The following is a 15,420-nucleotide window of genomic DNA, read 5'->3' as shown; positions in this document are numbered from 1 at the left end:
CATCGCCTGCAAGGGTGGCTCTCCTGCTTCCAGGCGGTCTTCATAGAGACGTCGCACAGGTTCCCACAGGAACACGGCAAACAGGAATGCCGGGGTCACCGGCTTGCCGGTCGCGATACGTTGATCAGTGTTATAAAGCGCATCACAAATCATGTGAAGGAACGGTTCACCATCCATGCTGTTGATCGCCTCTTCCGTCATCGGGAAGAGATAATCAATCAGGTAGTAATGGCGCAGCAGGTGGAAAGTCTCCTCGCAGCTGCCGCCCATGAAGAGCTTGAGAGATTCATCAAAGAGGCGTGCTGAAGGTACCGACTGCAATAGCTCACCGAGTTCCCAGATTGGCTCCTCGGTCTCAGGCGTCAGGGTAAAACCCAGCTTTCCACCAAAACGCACTGCGCGCAGCATACGAACCGGGTCTTCACGATAACGTGTCTCGGGATCACCCAGCATTCGCAAGACGCCCTTGTTGAGATCCGCGACACCGTCGGCATAATCGACAATCGAGAAATCAGCAATGTTGTAGTAAAGCGCATTGACTGTCAGGTCACGTCTCAGCGCATCCTCTTCAAGACTGCCGTAGACGTTGTCACGCAACAGCATACCGCCATCCGACTGCCTGCTATGTGCATCGAGCTGTTCACCTTCGTGGGCGGCACGGAATGTCGCCACCTCAATAATCTCACGCCCGAAGTGGACGTGTGCAAGACGGAAACGGCGTCCGACAAGGCGGCAGTTCCGAAACAGTGAATTGACCTCTTCCGGATGATCCGAACGCGGAATAATGAGTGGCTCGCTGATACTCTTGTCCTGTCTGTGCGTTACGCAATGAAGCCTGTTTTTCGCAGCAGCTCCTCGTTAATATCACCCTTCACACCTGGCTTTGCTGCATCATCCCCAAGTACCAGGCGCTCAAGGTAGCGTGCGATGATGTCTACCTCAAGATTTATTTTCGTGCCAGCCTGGTAGCCGCCGATAATTGTCTCCTGGATCGTGTGCGGAACAATATTCAGATCGAACTCCGCGCCATTCACCTGGTTAACTGTCAGGCTGGTGCCATCAATTGTAATCGAGCCTTTGTGCGCGATGTATCTCGCCAGTTCATCGGGCGCCCGTATCACGAAGTGTACAGAACGCGCATCATCCGAGCGATTCACTACCTCACCGAGACCATCGACATGACCACTGACAAGATGACCGCCGAGACGGGTCGCAAGTGTCAGCGCCTTCTCAAGATTCACGCTGCTTCCCGGCTTCAGACTGGCAAGCGAGGTGAGTTCCATGGTCTCACTAGAGACATCGGCAACAAAACCGTCTCCGGGCAATTCGACAGCTGTCAGGCACACACCATTGACTGCGATACTGTCACCCAGCGCGACGTCATCGAGAGAGAGTTTGCCCGTTGCGATACGCAGACGCATGTCCCCGCCATGGTTCTCCATGGTGGCTATGGTACCGACTGCCTGGATAATACCTGTAAACACTAGTCTGCCTCTTTTATTCTGTAGCTCATGCGAATGTCATTGCCAAGCTGGCGCAAGTCAGTCAGCTGCAGCTCGATGCGTTGCTCCATTGTATCGAGTCCCGGCAAATGTACCAGTCCGCGTGCGGCATCCCCCATCAGGTGTGGTGCCATGTAGAGCACCAGCTCATCAATGATTCCTGCACGTACTGCCGATCCGGCAATGGTTGCTCCCGCCTCGATAAGAACATCATTGATCTGCCGGTCATTAAGTTCACGTAGTAGGTGATGCCAGTCGAGATGGCCTGATTCACGATCAATAAGCAACAGCTCGGCTCCGGCATCCTCAAGCGCTCGGCTGCGTTCGCTATCTGTGGATGCAGTGACAATCAGTGTCTCACCCTCGAGCTCCAACATCCTGGCATCAGGCGGTGTGCGCAAATCAGCATCCATAATCACACGTAACGGCAGAGTCAGGGGAGCATCTATGCTGACACCCGGTAACTCTGCGTCATTGCGACGTACATTCAATGACGGATCATCAGCAAGCAGTGTGCCGATACCTGTTACCACCGCAGAGCTTCTTGCACGCAGGCGATGCACATCCTTTCTCGATGCATCTGATGTGATCCACTTGCTTTCACCACTCGCCATTGCAGTGCGGCCATCTACACTCATGGCAAGCTTGCAACGCACCCATGGACGCCCACGTTCCATACGGCTGATACAGCCGGGGTTGAGTTCTCTTGCCTGTTGTTCTAGTAAACCACAGTCGACCTCGATACCGGCGTCCTGCAGTTGCTTGATACCTTTACCTGCAACGAGTGGATTGGGATCCTTCATGGCGATGACAACGCGTGAAACACCCGCCTTGACTACTGCATCGCTACACGGAGGTGTCTTGCCATGGTGACAGCATGGCTCGAGGGTGACATAGAGGGTCGCGCCCTTGGCTTCTTCGCCAGCCGCTGCCAGCGCAATTTTTTCTGCGTGTGGTTGACCCGCTTTTTGGTGCCATCCTTCGGCAATCAGAACATTATCTTTTACGATGACACAGCCGACGAGGGGATTGGGATCAGTTGTATAGAGTCCGCGCCACGCCAGCTTGAGAGCGCGGCTCATCCAGGCGTTATCGCCCTTGCCTGTCACTTCTCATCCTCATCGAGCAGCTTCATCTGCTGACGGTGCTCTTCCGGTGTCGGATCACGCTCGAGCAGTTCGATCTCCTCGGTAAAGGCACGCACATCCTCGAAAGAACGATACACTGAGGCGAATCGGACATAGGCGACCTGGTCAAGCTTGCGCAGTTCATCCATGACAAGCTCACCGATCGAACGTGATGACACTTCTGCATCGCCACTGGAGGCAAGCTTGCGGGTGATGCGATTGATTGCGGCCTCGACCTGCTCGGTACTGACCGGGCGCTTCTCGAGCGCGCGGGACATGCCTGCACGCAACTTGCGGCCATCAAACTGAACCCGCGAATCGTCAGTTTTGACGACCCTGGGCAGATTCAACTCGACACTTTCGTAAGTGGTGAAGCGCTCGCTGCAGACTGTGCATTTGCGGCGCCTGCGCACCTGCTCACCTTCTCCCGACAGACGGGAGTCGATAACCTTGGTGTCTTCAGCACCGCAAAATGGACAGCGCATTAACGATAGACAGGGTGACGCGCACAGATCTCCAGCACTTTTGCCTTGACCCCTGCGATTGCCTGCTCATCTCCGCGCGAGTCGATGACATCACACATCCAGCCAGCCAGTTCCACAGCCTCTTCTTCGTTGAAGCCGCGTGTCGTCAATGCGGGCGTGCCGACACGAATTCCGCTTGTCACAAAAGGTGACTGGGGATCGTTTGGCACAGCGTTCATATTAACCGTGATATTCGCTGCACCCAGCCATGCATCAACCGCTTTACCTGTGAGTCCTGCCTCGATAAAGCTGACCAGGAAGAGATGGTCATCTGTTCCCTTTGAGACAACATCGTAGCCGCGCTGCATGAAGACATTAGCCATTGCCTGTGCATTCTTCACAACCTGGTGCTGGTATGTCTTGAATTCAGGTGACATCGCCTCCTTGAAAGCAACAGCCTTGGCGGCAATCACGTGCATCAGCGGACCACCCTGGGTACCAGGAAAGACCAGTGAGTTGAGTTTCTTCTGAATCGCTTCATTCTCTTTCGCGAGAATCAGTCCACCGCGCGGACCGCGTAGTGTCTTGTGCGTGGTCGTCGTGGTGACATCAGCAATATTGACCGGGCTCGGGTACTCGCCTGCCGCGATCAGGCCGGCCACGTGTGCCATGTCGACAAACAGGTAGGCACCGATTTCATCGGCAATGTCACGAAAACGCTGCCAGTCGACGACGCGTGAATAGGCTGAAAAGCCGGCAACGATCATCTTCGGCTTGTGCTCACGTGCGAAACGATCGACTTCATCGTAATCGATCTCGCCAGTCGCCGGGTTGAGGCCGTACTGCACCGCGTTGTAGATCTTGCCTGAGAAGTTTGGCTTGGCACCGTGTGTCAGGTGACCGCCGTGAGCGAGTGCCATACCGAGGATGGTATCGCCCGGCTCGCACAGCGCCATGTAGACTGCTGCGTTAGCCTGGGAACCCGAGTGTGGCTGGACATTCGCATAATCAGCGCCGAACAGCGCCTTGGCTCGGTCGATGGCGAGTTGCTCTGCCTTGTCGACATATTCACAGCCGCCATAATAACGTTTACCCGGGTAGCCCTCGGCATACTTGTTGGTCAATACCGAGCCCTGTGCCTGCATGACGCGCGGACTTGTGTAGTTTTCAGACGCAATCAGTTCGATGTGCTCTTCCTGGCGGCGCTCCTCTTCCTGGATCGCGGACCATAATTCGTCATCGAAACCTTCGATCTTCATGGATTTATCAAACATCGGGGACTCCGGGGATCATCAAAGCGGGAATTTTATCAAAAGTGCCGGATAAATAGGCGTTTTTTCACAAATGACGTGGTTATTCGCCTGAGTGCCCGGATTCGGAGTGATTAACTCCGATCCCGGCCATCATCATGGCATTGATATGAGGCGTGGAGACTAGACCTCCAGTGGTGACTCAACCGGAATCTGCTTCAGCTTCCAGATATCCTCGTTGTACTGCAGCATGGTTCTGTCGGTGGAAAAGAAACCGCTGCTCGCCGTGTTGAGAATACTCATTCTTGTCCACTCTTCCTGGTCCTTCCATGCCTGCTCTACTTCATGCTGGGCATCGATATAGCTGCGGAAATCAGCGAGCGTCATCCACGGGTCATGCGGACTCTTGAGAGAGTTGATAATGTCGTTGAATATGCCCGGCTCTTGCAGGTTGAAATAACCGCACTCCAGCAGGTTCATGACCGCCTTGAGATCTTCGTCTGCATCAATACAGTCCTGCGGGTTGTAATGGGAACATTGCTCTTCCACCTCTTCCGCCCTGAGACCGAAGAGAAAGAAGTTCTCCTCACCAACTGCCTCGAGAATCTCGATATTGGCGCCATCATAGGTACCAAGGGTAATCGCACCATTCATCATGAACTTCATATTTCCGGTGCCCGATGCCTCCTTACCTGCAGTTGATACCTGCTCGGAGAGATCAGTACCGGGAGCAATGGCTTCCATTGCAGTGACGCCATAGTTCGGATAATAGACCAGCTTGAGCTTGTCACCGATCTGCGGATCATCATTGATCATGTGCGCAACATTGTTAATAAGCTTGATGGTCTGTTTTGCCAGCTGGTAGCCGGGGGCCGCCTTGCCGCCGATGAGTACACAGCGATTCACCCAGCCATCGGTATCCCCTGCCTTAATACGGTTGTAGAGATGAATGACATGCAGCACGTTGAGCAACTGGCGTTTGTATTCATGAATACGCTTAACTTGCACATCAAAGAGCGAATCAACATTGAATGTCACATTGCAATTTGCCTCAACGAGATTCGCCAGGCGCTGCTTGTTTTGACGCTTCATGTCGCGCCAGGCCTGGTGAAACCCCCTGTTTTCCGGTCTGTCCGGTGCAAATGCCTTGAGTTTTTCGATCTCGGAAAGGTCCGATATCCAGTTGTCTCCAATCTTCTCGTTGACCAGTTCTCTCATGGCCGGATTTGCATACGCAATCCAGCGACGCGGTGTCACACCATTTGTCTTATTGTTGAATTTTTCAGGCCACAGCTCATAAAAATCATGGAACAGGCCTTCAGCTAACAGACGCGAATGAAGCGCTGCCACACCATTGACTGAAAAACTGCCGACAATCGCAAGATAAGCCATGCGCACGTACTTTACACCACCTTCCTCGATAATTGACATACGGCGCTGGCGATCAGTATCTCCGGGCCACTTCATTGAAATCATTTCGAGGAAATTCGCATTGATCTGGTAGATGATCTCAAGCAGGCGCGGCAACAGTTGCTCAAACATAGGCACAGGCCATTTTTCCAGTGCTTCAGGCAGCAAGGTATGGTTGGTATAAGCCATTGTTTTCGTGGTGACATCCCACGCCTGATCCCACTCCAGTCCTTTTTCATCCATCAGAATACGCATCAGTTCTGCAACCGCAATGGTCGGGTGCGTGTCATTCATCTGAAAGACATTCTGATCGGGAAACTTGCTGTAGTCCTCACCCCCGGTCTTTTCCCAAATACGTATCACATCCTGCAGTGTCGCTGAAGCGAGGAAATATTGCTGGCGCAGGCGCAGCACCTTGCCGTTTTCACTAACGTCATTAGGGTAGAGCACCATGGTGATGTGCTCGGCGTTATTCTTTTCCGAGACCGCCTCGGTATAGCTGCCGGCGTTAAACTCTTCGAGGTTGAACTCGTCTGTTGCTGTCGATTTCCACAGACGCAGTGTATTTACCGTGTTGTTCTTATACCCGGAGACCGGTACATCGTATGGAATCGCCAGTACATCCTGGGTTTCTACCCAGTGCACCTTCTTGATGTTATCTGCATCAAAGTACTCTTCGGTATGCCCGCCAAACTTGATCGTGGCAGTGTACTCGGGGCGCTCAATTTCCCACGGATTGCCGTCTCTCAGCCAGTGATCAGGCTCTTCAATTTGCCGACCATTCTCGATTTTCTGACGAAACATGCCATATTCGTAGCGCAGCCCGTAGGCAATAACCGGAAGCTGTAATGTCGCGCAGCTGTCAATGAAACAGGCAGCCAAGCGTCCAAGGCCACCATTACCAAGGCCGGCATCCGGTTCTCTCTCCTCGATGTCCTCGAGTGAAACCGCGCGGTTCATCAACAGCTTCTCCATTGCCGGTCCGAGGTTAGCATTGAGAATATGATTACCGAGAGAGCGTCCAATCAGGTATTCGAGCGACATGTAGCATGCGCGCTTCACACTGGAATCCTTGTATGCCATCCAGGTGTCGTGCCAGTTCGTAGTGAGGCGATCGCGCAGAACGAGTGCCATCGCCGAGTAGATATAATATGAGTCACAGCCAAGAAACCGCCCGTAGTGACGATTCAAATAATGCAGGTAATCCCTCTGAAGTTTTTCCGGCTCATTGGAAAGCGGCTCTGGCCGCATACTGCAAAGCATCTCTGCGTTGTTATTGGAATATTTCATTATCCAGCCCTTCCGCAGCACACGCTGGCAGCGGAATCTTTAATTAATAAAAGCGTAAGTTTTATTTTACACCAAGTTGGCAAAAGCAAGCGCAAGAGAGGTATCAGGCAAGCAGGTGCTTGTAGAGCTCGAGGTAACGCAAGGCACTGTTCTTCCACCCCAGGTCACTCTGCATGCCGGTTCGCAGCAGCTTCGCCCACGACCTCTTGTTAGCGTAAACATCAATCGCGCGCTGTACCGCATCGATGAGGGCAACCACTGAAGCTTCCTGCATGACAAAACCGTTCGCCGTCTGTGCAGTGAGGGTTTTTGGCGTGGTATCGACAACAGTATCGGCAAGACCCCCGGTATGATTGACAATCGGTGGAGTGCCATAGTGCAGGCTGTACATCTGGTTGAGACCGCAAGGCTCGAAACGAGACGGCATCAGGAACATATCTGCACCGGCCTCGAGCAGGTGCGCCAAATCTTCCGAGTAGCCGATATAGACGAGAAGACGATCAGGATACTTTTTCTGTAACTTCAGCAATCTCTCTTCGTGTACATGGTCGCCTGCCCCGATAATCACGAAAGTGGCCTGCGTCTCCTTCACAAGTGTCGGTATCGCTTCAGCGACCAGGTCAATGCCCTTCTGTTCGACAAACCTGCACACCATGCCAATCAGCGGCTTCGCTAATAATTCGTCATCGGCCTCCACATCAAAACTTTTCAGCAGCGCTTTTTTGTTGATTCGCTTGCCGGGATTACGACGTGCAGCATTGTAGTGCGCCTTGATATAGGTATCGCTCGAAGGATTCCACAGCTGTGTATCTATGCCGTTGAGAATCCCGGTGAGCTTGTGGCTGTTTGCCTGCAAAACACCCTGCATGCCATAGCCGAATTGTGCCGTGCAGATCTCCTCTGCATAGGTCGGACTGACAGTGGTGATCGAATCTGCATAGACCAGTCCCGCCTTCAGCATTGAGAATCCACCGTAAAACTCAACACCTTCACCCGACCACCAGTACCCGGGCAGGTGCAGCTTCATGAATTCGTCATGGGAAAAGTGGCCGCCGTAGGCGAGATTATGAATGGTAAAAACTGTTCTGGGGCGATCGGGCTCCGACGACAGGAATGCGGGCACCAGCCCCGTCTGCCAGTCGTGACAGTGCACCACTTCGGCACGCCAGTCGAGACCCAGCAGGTCCATCGACAACATAGCTGCAAGACGTGAAAATACAGTGTAGCGTTCGGCGTTGTCAGGCCAGTCGTAGCCATCCGGGTGGAGGTAGGGATTGCCGGGACGGTCGTAGAGTTCCTGGCAATCGGCTATCAGCAGTTTGACGCTGAAATCGGGATGGGTCGCTTCAAGCACGCGCACATCGTGACTGCGGCTCGCCCCCTGTATTTGCAGCCAGCCGAGGATACGTACCTCATCGAGTTGCTGCAGCAATTCACGGTAACCCGGCAACAGCATACGCACATCTGCGCCTTGTGCCTGCAACGCATGCGGCAAGCTGTAGACTACATCACCAAGACCACCTGTCTTGACCAGCGGGTAGGATTCGCTGGCAACGAAAAGAATTCGCATTCATGCCCCCCGCAAAAAGAGTGCGCCCAATGGCGGCAGTGTCACCGAGATGGATTGCTCAAAACCCATCCAGGTAATCTCCTGAACCTGGATATCACCACCATTACCTGTATTGGTTCCACCATAGTGATTTGAATCACTGTTCAGCACTTCGTGATAACTCTCTGCATGTGGAACCCCCAAGCGATAATCATAGCGCGGAACCGGGGTGAAGTTGAACACGCAAATGATCGGTGCAGCATTATGTGCATAACGAATAAAACTTAATACTGACTGTTCCGAGTCGTGACAATCGATCCAGCGGAAGCCATCCTCGGTAAAATCACGCTGATGCATTGCCGGCTCACCGCGATAGAGCCTGTTGAGATCTCCAACCATTCTCCTGATTCCGGCATGCGCCTCGATCTCGTTCAAACCCCAGTCAATCTCGCCCTCTTCACTCCACTCGTGCCACTGACCGAATTCACTACCCATGAAGAGCAGCTTCTTACCCGGGTGGCCATACTGCCAGGAATAAAAGAGGCGCAGGTTGGCCATTTTCTGCCAGTAATCTCCAGGCATCTTGTCGATCATGCTTTTTTTGCCATGCACGACCTCGTCGTGGGAAAGCGGTAGGACAAAATTCTCGGTAAATGCGTACAGCTGGCTGAATGTCAGCAGGTTGTGATGAAATTTCCGATAGACCGGATCCTGCTCGATGTAACTGAGGCTGTCATTCATCCAGCCCATATTCCATTTCATCGAGAAACCGAGTCCGCCAAGTTCTACCGGGCGCGACACCATTGGCCAGGAGGTTGATTCCTCAGCGATTGTGACAGCGCCGGGAAAACGGCTGTGGACAACACGGTTGAGTTCCTGCAGAAAATGGATCGCCTCAAGGTTTTCGCGTCCGCCGTGGACATTCGGCAGCCAATCTCCCTCTTCACGCGAATAGTCATGGTAGAGCATGGATGCGACCGCATCGACGCGTAGGCCATCGAGGTGAAACTCCTCTATCCAGTAAACCGCGTTGGCAATGAGAAAGTTTCTCACCTCGTTACGGCCGTAATCGAAAATCAGCGTACCCCAATCCCGATGCTCACCGCGGCGGGGATCGGCATGTTCATATACAGGCTCACCGGTAAAACGCGCCAGTGCGAAATCATCTTTTGGGAAGTGTGCCGGCACCCAGTCGAGCAGGATACCGATACCTGCCTGGTGGGCTGCATCGATAAAGAATCTGAAATCGTCCGGTGTACCGAAGCGTGCACTCGGTGCATAGTAGCCACTGACCTGGTAACCCCAGGAGGCGTCTAGCGGATGCTCGGAAACAGGCAGCAGTTCGATGTGGGTATAGCCCAGCTCCACAACATAGGGAACAAGGCGCGCGGCGAGTTCACGCCAGTTAAGAAAAGTGCCATCCTCACCCCGTTGCCAGGAACCGGGATGCATCTCGTAAATGGCCATTGGCGCCTGCTGCCAGTCGAACAGCTTGCGCTTGGACATCCATTCCTGATCCTGCCATTCGTGACTCACTTCGGCAGGCACCAGCGAGGTGGTTTCAGGACGATTCGACATGTGTCGTCCGTAAGGGTCTGCCTTGACGATCACATCATTGCGCTGGCTGAGAATTTCATACTTGTAGGCATCACCGGCAGCCAGTCCGGGGATGAACAGCTCCCATATGCCAGAGCCACCACGGCAGCGCATCGGGTGGCGCCTGCCATCCCATGCGTTGAAGTCACCCACCACGCTGACGCGCGTCACACCCGGCGCCCACACGGCAAACTGTACACCTTCAACGGCATCAACCGTGGTGATGCGTGAACCGAGGAAATGCCACACATGGTGGTGATTGCCTTCACCGAACCAGTGCATGTCGAGTTCACCGATCTGTGGCTCGAAGCTATAGGGAGAAACTGTCTTGTGCCAACTTCCGGCCGCTTTATCCTGCCACTTCAGCGTGTAGTGACCGGGAGCAAAACGGGTATCGGAATGGAGTTCGAACAGGTCGCTGCCCTCAACACGTTCCATTTCGCCGATACCGTCGAGTTCGACCTGTTCGGCATGCGGCAGCAGTGCGCGGATAAGAGCGCCGCCGGATTCTGTCTCGTGGTAGCCGAGCAGTTCGAAGGGGTCATGGTGTGAGCCGCTTTGCAGTCGTTTCAGGGCCTCATGCATCTTTATTCTCCAAGTCGACCTGCCTTCTGAACGCGTTCTTTCAGGTCTCCGCAATCAATATTCGCGAGCTGTTCCCACGTAAAGCGCCATTGCCAGTTCCCCTCGACGGTACCCGGCAGGTTCATACGTGCTTCATTGCCAAGTCCGAGCAGGTCCTGCAGCGGCACAATCGCCAGGTTGCCATTGCATTCGAGAGCCGCATCAATCATGCAGTCAATGACCTGTTCTGCGATATCAGCACCAATCGCCTGGAGAACATGGCCACGCGTCTGCTCATCCAGGGAGTCATACCAGCCCCGGATGGTGTCATTGTCGTGTGTCCCCGTGTAGACAGCAGTATCACGATGGATGTTATGCAGTTTGTGCGGGTTGTCATCAAAAGCATCAAAACCGAACTGAAGAACAGCCATACCGGGCAGTCCGTATTTCTTGCGAAGCGCCGTCACTTCCTCGGTAATAATGCCAAGATCCTCTGCAATCAGCGGAATACAGCCCATCTCCTGCTGTAGTTTGGCCAACAGCTCGTCACCTGGTGTCTTTTGCCAGTAACCGTCAATCGCGGTTTCATTCTCTGCCGGGATCGTCCAGACAGCCTCGAGACCGCGGAAATGATCCAGCCTGACAAGGTCAAAGAGTTCAAAATGGTGATGCAGTCTCTCTATCCAGAATCTGAAACCATCCCCCTGCATCGCTTCCCAGTTGAACTGGGGATTACCCCAGCGCTGGCCATCTGCTGAGAAATAGTCAGGTGGTACACCGGCAACAAAGGTCGGTTGCCCATCATCGTCGAGCATGAATTGATGTTGGTTGGACCAGACATCAGCACTGTCATGCGCCACGAAAATCGGCATATCGCCGAACAGCAGGATATCTCTTTCTGCAGCAGCCTCGCGAATCTCCAGCCAGTAACGATGCGCAACAAATTGCTGCTCAATGATAGCATCCATACTCTCGCGGTTTTTCTCAGCAAACGCATCAAGTGCTTCCTGGTCCCGACTCCTGAACTCGTTTGGCCAACTGAACCACGGGTCTGTATTGTGCTCCCAGCGCAATGCCATGAAGAGCGCATAATCTTCAATCCAGTGTGCCTGCTCATGTCGCCACAACTGCAGCTGTTCCCGGTTAACCGTTCTCTGCCCCGCATCTTGCGGCAGCAGCCCAGGGTGCATGGCAAATGCCGACAGACACTGGTAAGGGGAGAAATCATCGTGCGGAACGCCAAGCGGCAGAAACTGCCAGATGCGAAAACCGGCATCCACCATCCAGTCCAGCCAACGCAGCGCATCATCAAGCTCCCCGGAAGGGAATGATGTCGGGTGCAGTAGAACACCGGCGCGTCTCTGTGTCAGTGATTTCATCGTTTAAGCTGTTCTGCGCATGGTGCCCGAGTGCTCGCCATGACTGCCACCGCTCGAAATCGGCTGCTCAAGCACAGCAGGGATTGTCAGTTGCAACAGGCTGTAGAGTCGGCTCAGTTGAAGTCGGAAGAGCTGCTCAAAATCACGCACACTATCCGACGGATTGTAATCACCGAACCACCAGAACCAGTCTGAAGCCTCGCAGATGGCAAGCTGCTGCGTGGCCTGTTTCTTCTGCTCATCTGTCAATTTACCGGACGCAAATACCTCGTCGTATGCCAGTTTTGCTGCCACCAGGTAGTCCCAGGCCAGGTTCTTGTCCTGCTCACCAATCCAGGTCGAGAAGGAGCCATACACCCAGCTGCCCGGACAGAGATCAGTCAGGGTACGTGCTTCCAGGTCGGCAACCTCACTGAATGTGCGTAGCGCGATACGATCACTGCTGGCACATGCCTTGTAGAGACCATCGAGAAACAGTGCGCCATTTGCATAGTAGTACTCCCACGCATTCTCACCATCAAGAATCACCGATACCACGCGCTGATCTGCCTCATCACCAATGCTGTCAGCAATGTTGTTGAGGTGCTGCATAAAGTCGGCAACGGCGTCTTGCGTATCCCACTTGCTGTACTCAAATCCGATCAGATCAGACAGGCCATCATCCCGAAAGAAAATACGTACCTGGTCACTGTTGTGTGAGTGTGGAGAGAAAAGCCCCTTCTTGGTGTTGATATCCTCGGCATCGTGTTGCGAAAGATGACAGCTATTGCGCCATACGCCTTCGCCCGTGGCGGTCCAGCGCATCTGGTACTCATCCAACAGCTTGAGGGCATCACTGCTGACTCCACCCTCCGACAGCCAGACACCTTGCGGATGGCGGCCAAAGTAATGCTCAAACAGTTCAACCCCCTTGTCCATATGCCAACGGCTGCGTTCAGAACCACCCGGATAGCCCTCTGCCTGGGGTACTGGCGCATCCGGCAAGGCGCAGCGCATATTCTCAAAATCATGCAGCAGGGGAACGATGGGATGCCCGTAAGGCGTCATCGACAACTCAATCTGGCCAGAATCGGCGAGTGCACGATAGCGGTCAATCAGGCCGTTGAGGCTATCGTGGATAACCTCTGCCAGTTGACGGCGATCATCATCAGTAAAGCCCCTCTCCTTCTCCATCAGGTTGATGACACGTTCATCACTTCTGACTGACTCGCCAAGCCAGCTGATGTGATACCAGCAAAGCAGGTCAATAAAGTATTGCTCATTGAGATAATTCAGGATCTCGACAGCCCTGGCATCCTCGGCAACATCGAATTCCTCAAAGTGATCAAACCAGCGAACCAGTCCGTCGAAAACTGCGTAGGGTTCAATCATGCGCGGCGCATTACAGCGCAGGCAGTGACCGACCAGTTCACTCCTGCCATTAGCATCCAGCGGGATTGCAGCAGCTCCGATCAGCTGATTAAGAAAAGGATCTGATGTTGCTTTACCATGCTTAAAATAGTCATTGAGCTGGTGCGCATAGTCGTCGATCTGCTCAAGCAGCACGGGCGCAAAGTTGACCACCGAACGCATACCCGGATTGTTCTCCAGGTGAGCGGCCATATCCGTATAGTCCTTGATACCATGCAGATACACCCACGGTAGTCTGTATTCGCCGTCGACACCCTCACGGTAGTGAGGTTGATGCATGTGCCAACAAAGCACCAGGTTGAGTTTTACAGCTCCCATTTACTCTCTTCTCCCTCGAGCGTATAGATATGCTGCCCAAGCATCTTTGGCGTAACCAGGACAATGCCTTCTGCAGTGACGTGAAAGCGCTTCTTGTCTTCTTCGAGATCTTCACCAATGACCATGTTATCTGGTATGGCGCAGCCCTTATCGATAACTGTTTTGGTAATACGGCAGTTTTTGCCGATATGCACCTTGGGCAAAATCACGCTGTCTTTAACATGACTGTAGTTTTCTATGCGTGTGAGAAAGAAAATCACCGAGCGTTTGACCCTTGCTCCGGAGAGAATACAACCGGCAGAGATCAGCGAGTCAATTGCCTCGCCACGGCGGCCTTCGTCATCGAAAATAAACTTGGCCGGCGGATGCTGCGTCTGGTAAGTCCAGATCGGCCAATTGCGATTGTAGAGATTGAGTTCCGGGTCGATGTCACACAACTCCATGTTGGCATTCCAGTAGGATTCAATCGTTCCCACATCACGCCAATAGGAGGGTTTGCCGTCGTCGTCTGCAAAAGGAAAGGCAATCGCATTGGAACTGTCGATCTTTGAGGGAATGATGTCCTTGCCAAAATCGTGAGACGACCCCGCCATACTCGCATCCTCGATCAGTGTCTTGTAGAGAAAACGCGTTGAGAAGACATAGAGACCCATCGACGCCAACGCCTTGTCAGGCTTACCCGGCATCGGATCCGGCTCTGTCGGCTTCTCTGTAAACTTGGTGATATTCAATTTCTCGTCGACTGACATAACGCCGAAGCCTCTTGCCTCGTCAAGCGGAACCTCGATACAGCCAACGGTAAAATCGGCGCCCGACTGTACATGGTGTAGCAGCATTTCGGAGTAATCCATCGTGTAGATATGATCACCACCGAGCACAATCACATACTTGGGTTCATGACGCTGCATGATATCCAGGTTCTGGTAGAGCGCATCTGCAGTACCCTGGTACCACTCTTTCTTGTCGGTACGCTGCTGGGCTGGAAGTATCTCGACAAACTCGCCAATCTCGGGACGCATGAAAGACCATGCACGCTGCAGGTGACGAATCAGTGAGTGTGACTTGTACTGGGTCAGAACGCCGATACGACGCAGGCCCGAGTTAACACAGTTCGACAGTGGAAAATCGATAATGCGGTACTTCCCACCGAAAGGGACAGCCGGCTTGGCACGCCACTTTGTCAAATGCCTGAGCCGAGAACCCTCACCACCGGCAAGAATCAGAACCAGGGTTTCCCTGGTCAGTTCAGTCACCATTTTTGGTTCTATATAATACTTGAGAACCTCTTTTTGCGCGTCGGCACCAATAGTCATATTAAATCTCCAAACCCTCAATCCCGTGTCTTATTTGTGCGATCGCTCCAAGTAGACCGATCTGCTCATCTGTCACCACGAACACCGCTGTTGTCTCAACCAGTGATCGCATGCCGCCCTTGTCACAATAGGCGGAAATAAACTCATCTCTATCAAGCATCGGCAGCAGCCTGTTGGTTACACCGCCGGTCAGATAGATGCCGCCAGCCGGACGATAGAAAAGCGCAAGGTTTCCTGCCCAGTTGGCA

The 15,420-nt window shown here is 53.3% G+C and carries 12 protein-coding genes; all 12 read right to left on the bottom strand.

Going from position 1 to position 15,420, the window contains the following annotated elements:
- A partial coding sequence (locus BOW51_RS02000; protein WP_503167659.1) for a tRNA nucleotidyltransferase/poly(A) polymerase-related protein occupies positions 1-783 on the bottom strand: 783 nt, incomplete at its 3' end.
- A 38-nt stretch (positions 784-821) separates the two neighbouring features.
- On the bottom strand, positions 822-1,484 hold the full coding sequence (locus BOW51_RS01995) for a riboflavin synthase (RefSeq protein ID WP_078476190.1): 663 nt from the start codon (positions 1,482-1,484) through the stop codon (positions 822-824).
- Positions 1,484-2,611, bottom strand: a complete 1,128-nt coding sequence (ribD, locus tag BOW51_RS01990) for a bifunctional diaminohydroxyphosphoribosylaminopyrimidine deaminase/5-amino-6-(5-phosphoribosylamino)uracil reductase RibD (protein ID WP_245828356.1) — start codon at positions 2,609-2,611, stop codon at positions 1,484-1,486. Before ribD ends, BOW51_RS01995 begins: the two co-directional genes overlap by 1 nt.
- Entirely contained in the window at positions 2,608-3,114 is a 507-nt protein-coding gene (gene nrdR / locus BOW51_RS01985; RefSeq protein WP_078476189.1) for a transcriptional regulator NrdR, read from the bottom strand. Before nrdR ends, ribD begins: the two co-directional genes overlap by 4 nt.
- Positions 3,114-4,367 carry a serine hydroxymethyltransferase gene (gene glyA / locus BOW51_RS01980; RefSeq protein ID WP_078476188.1) on the bottom strand — a complete coding sequence of 418 codons (1,254 nt, stop codon included), beginning with the start codon at positions 4,365-4,367 and terminating at the stop codon, positions 3,114-3,116. The genes nrdR and glyA overlap by 1 nt, the downstream gene beginning before the upstream one ends.
- Positions 4,368-4,526: 159 nt before the next feature.
- On the bottom strand, positions 4,527-7,043 hold the full coding sequence (locus BOW51_RS01975; protein ID WP_245828354.1) for a glycogen/starch/alpha-glucan phosphorylase: 2,517 nt from the start codon (positions 7,041-7,043) through the stop codon (positions 4,527-4,529).
- A gap of 103 nt (positions 7,044-7,146) precedes the next feature.
- Positions 7,147-8,613: a glycogen synthase GlgA gene (glgA, locus tag BOW51_RS01970; protein ID WP_078476187.1), complete on the bottom strand. Its 1,467-nt coding sequence runs from the start codon at positions 8,611-8,613 to the stop codon at positions 7,147-7,149.
- Positions 8,614-10,773: a 1,4-alpha-glucan branching protein GlgB gene (gene glgB / locus BOW51_RS01965; RefSeq protein WP_078476186.1), complete on the bottom strand. Its 2,160-nt coding sequence runs from the start codon at positions 10,771-10,773 to the stop codon at positions 8,614-8,616.
- Between the two features lie 2 nt (positions 10,774-10,775).
- A complete protein-coding gene (malQ, locus tag BOW51_RS01960) occupies positions 10,776-12,131 on the bottom strand; it encodes a 4-alpha-glucanotransferase (RefSeq protein ID WP_078476185.1) in 1,356 nt (451 codons plus the stop codon).
- Positions 12,132-12,134: 3 nt separating this feature from the next.
- On the bottom strand, positions 12,135-13,859 hold the full coding sequence (locus BOW51_RS01955) for a glycoside hydrolase family 57 protein (protein ID WP_078476184.1): 1,725 nt from the start codon (positions 13,857-13,859) through the stop codon (positions 12,135-12,137).
- A complete protein-coding gene (glgC, locus tag BOW51_RS01950; RefSeq protein ID WP_078476183.1) occupies positions 13,847-15,172 on the bottom strand; it encodes a glucose-1-phosphate adenylyltransferase in 1,326 nt (441 codons plus the stop codon). The genes BOW51_RS01955 and glgC overlap by 13 nt, the downstream gene beginning before the upstream one ends.
- 1 nt (position 15,173) lies before the next feature.
- Positions 15,174-15,420 (bottom strand): glucokinase (locus BOW51_RS01945; RefSeq protein WP_174564722.1); only part of this gene is annotated, 247 nt, incomplete at its 5' end.

It is taken from the genome of Solemya elarraichensis gill symbiont (genome assembly GCF_002021095.1).
Lineage (GTDB): Bacteria > Pseudomonadota > Gammaproteobacteria > Chromatiales > Chromatiaceae.
Note: the sequence above shows the minus strand (reverse complement) of the source record. Positions and strands in the feature narration are given on the sequence as shown.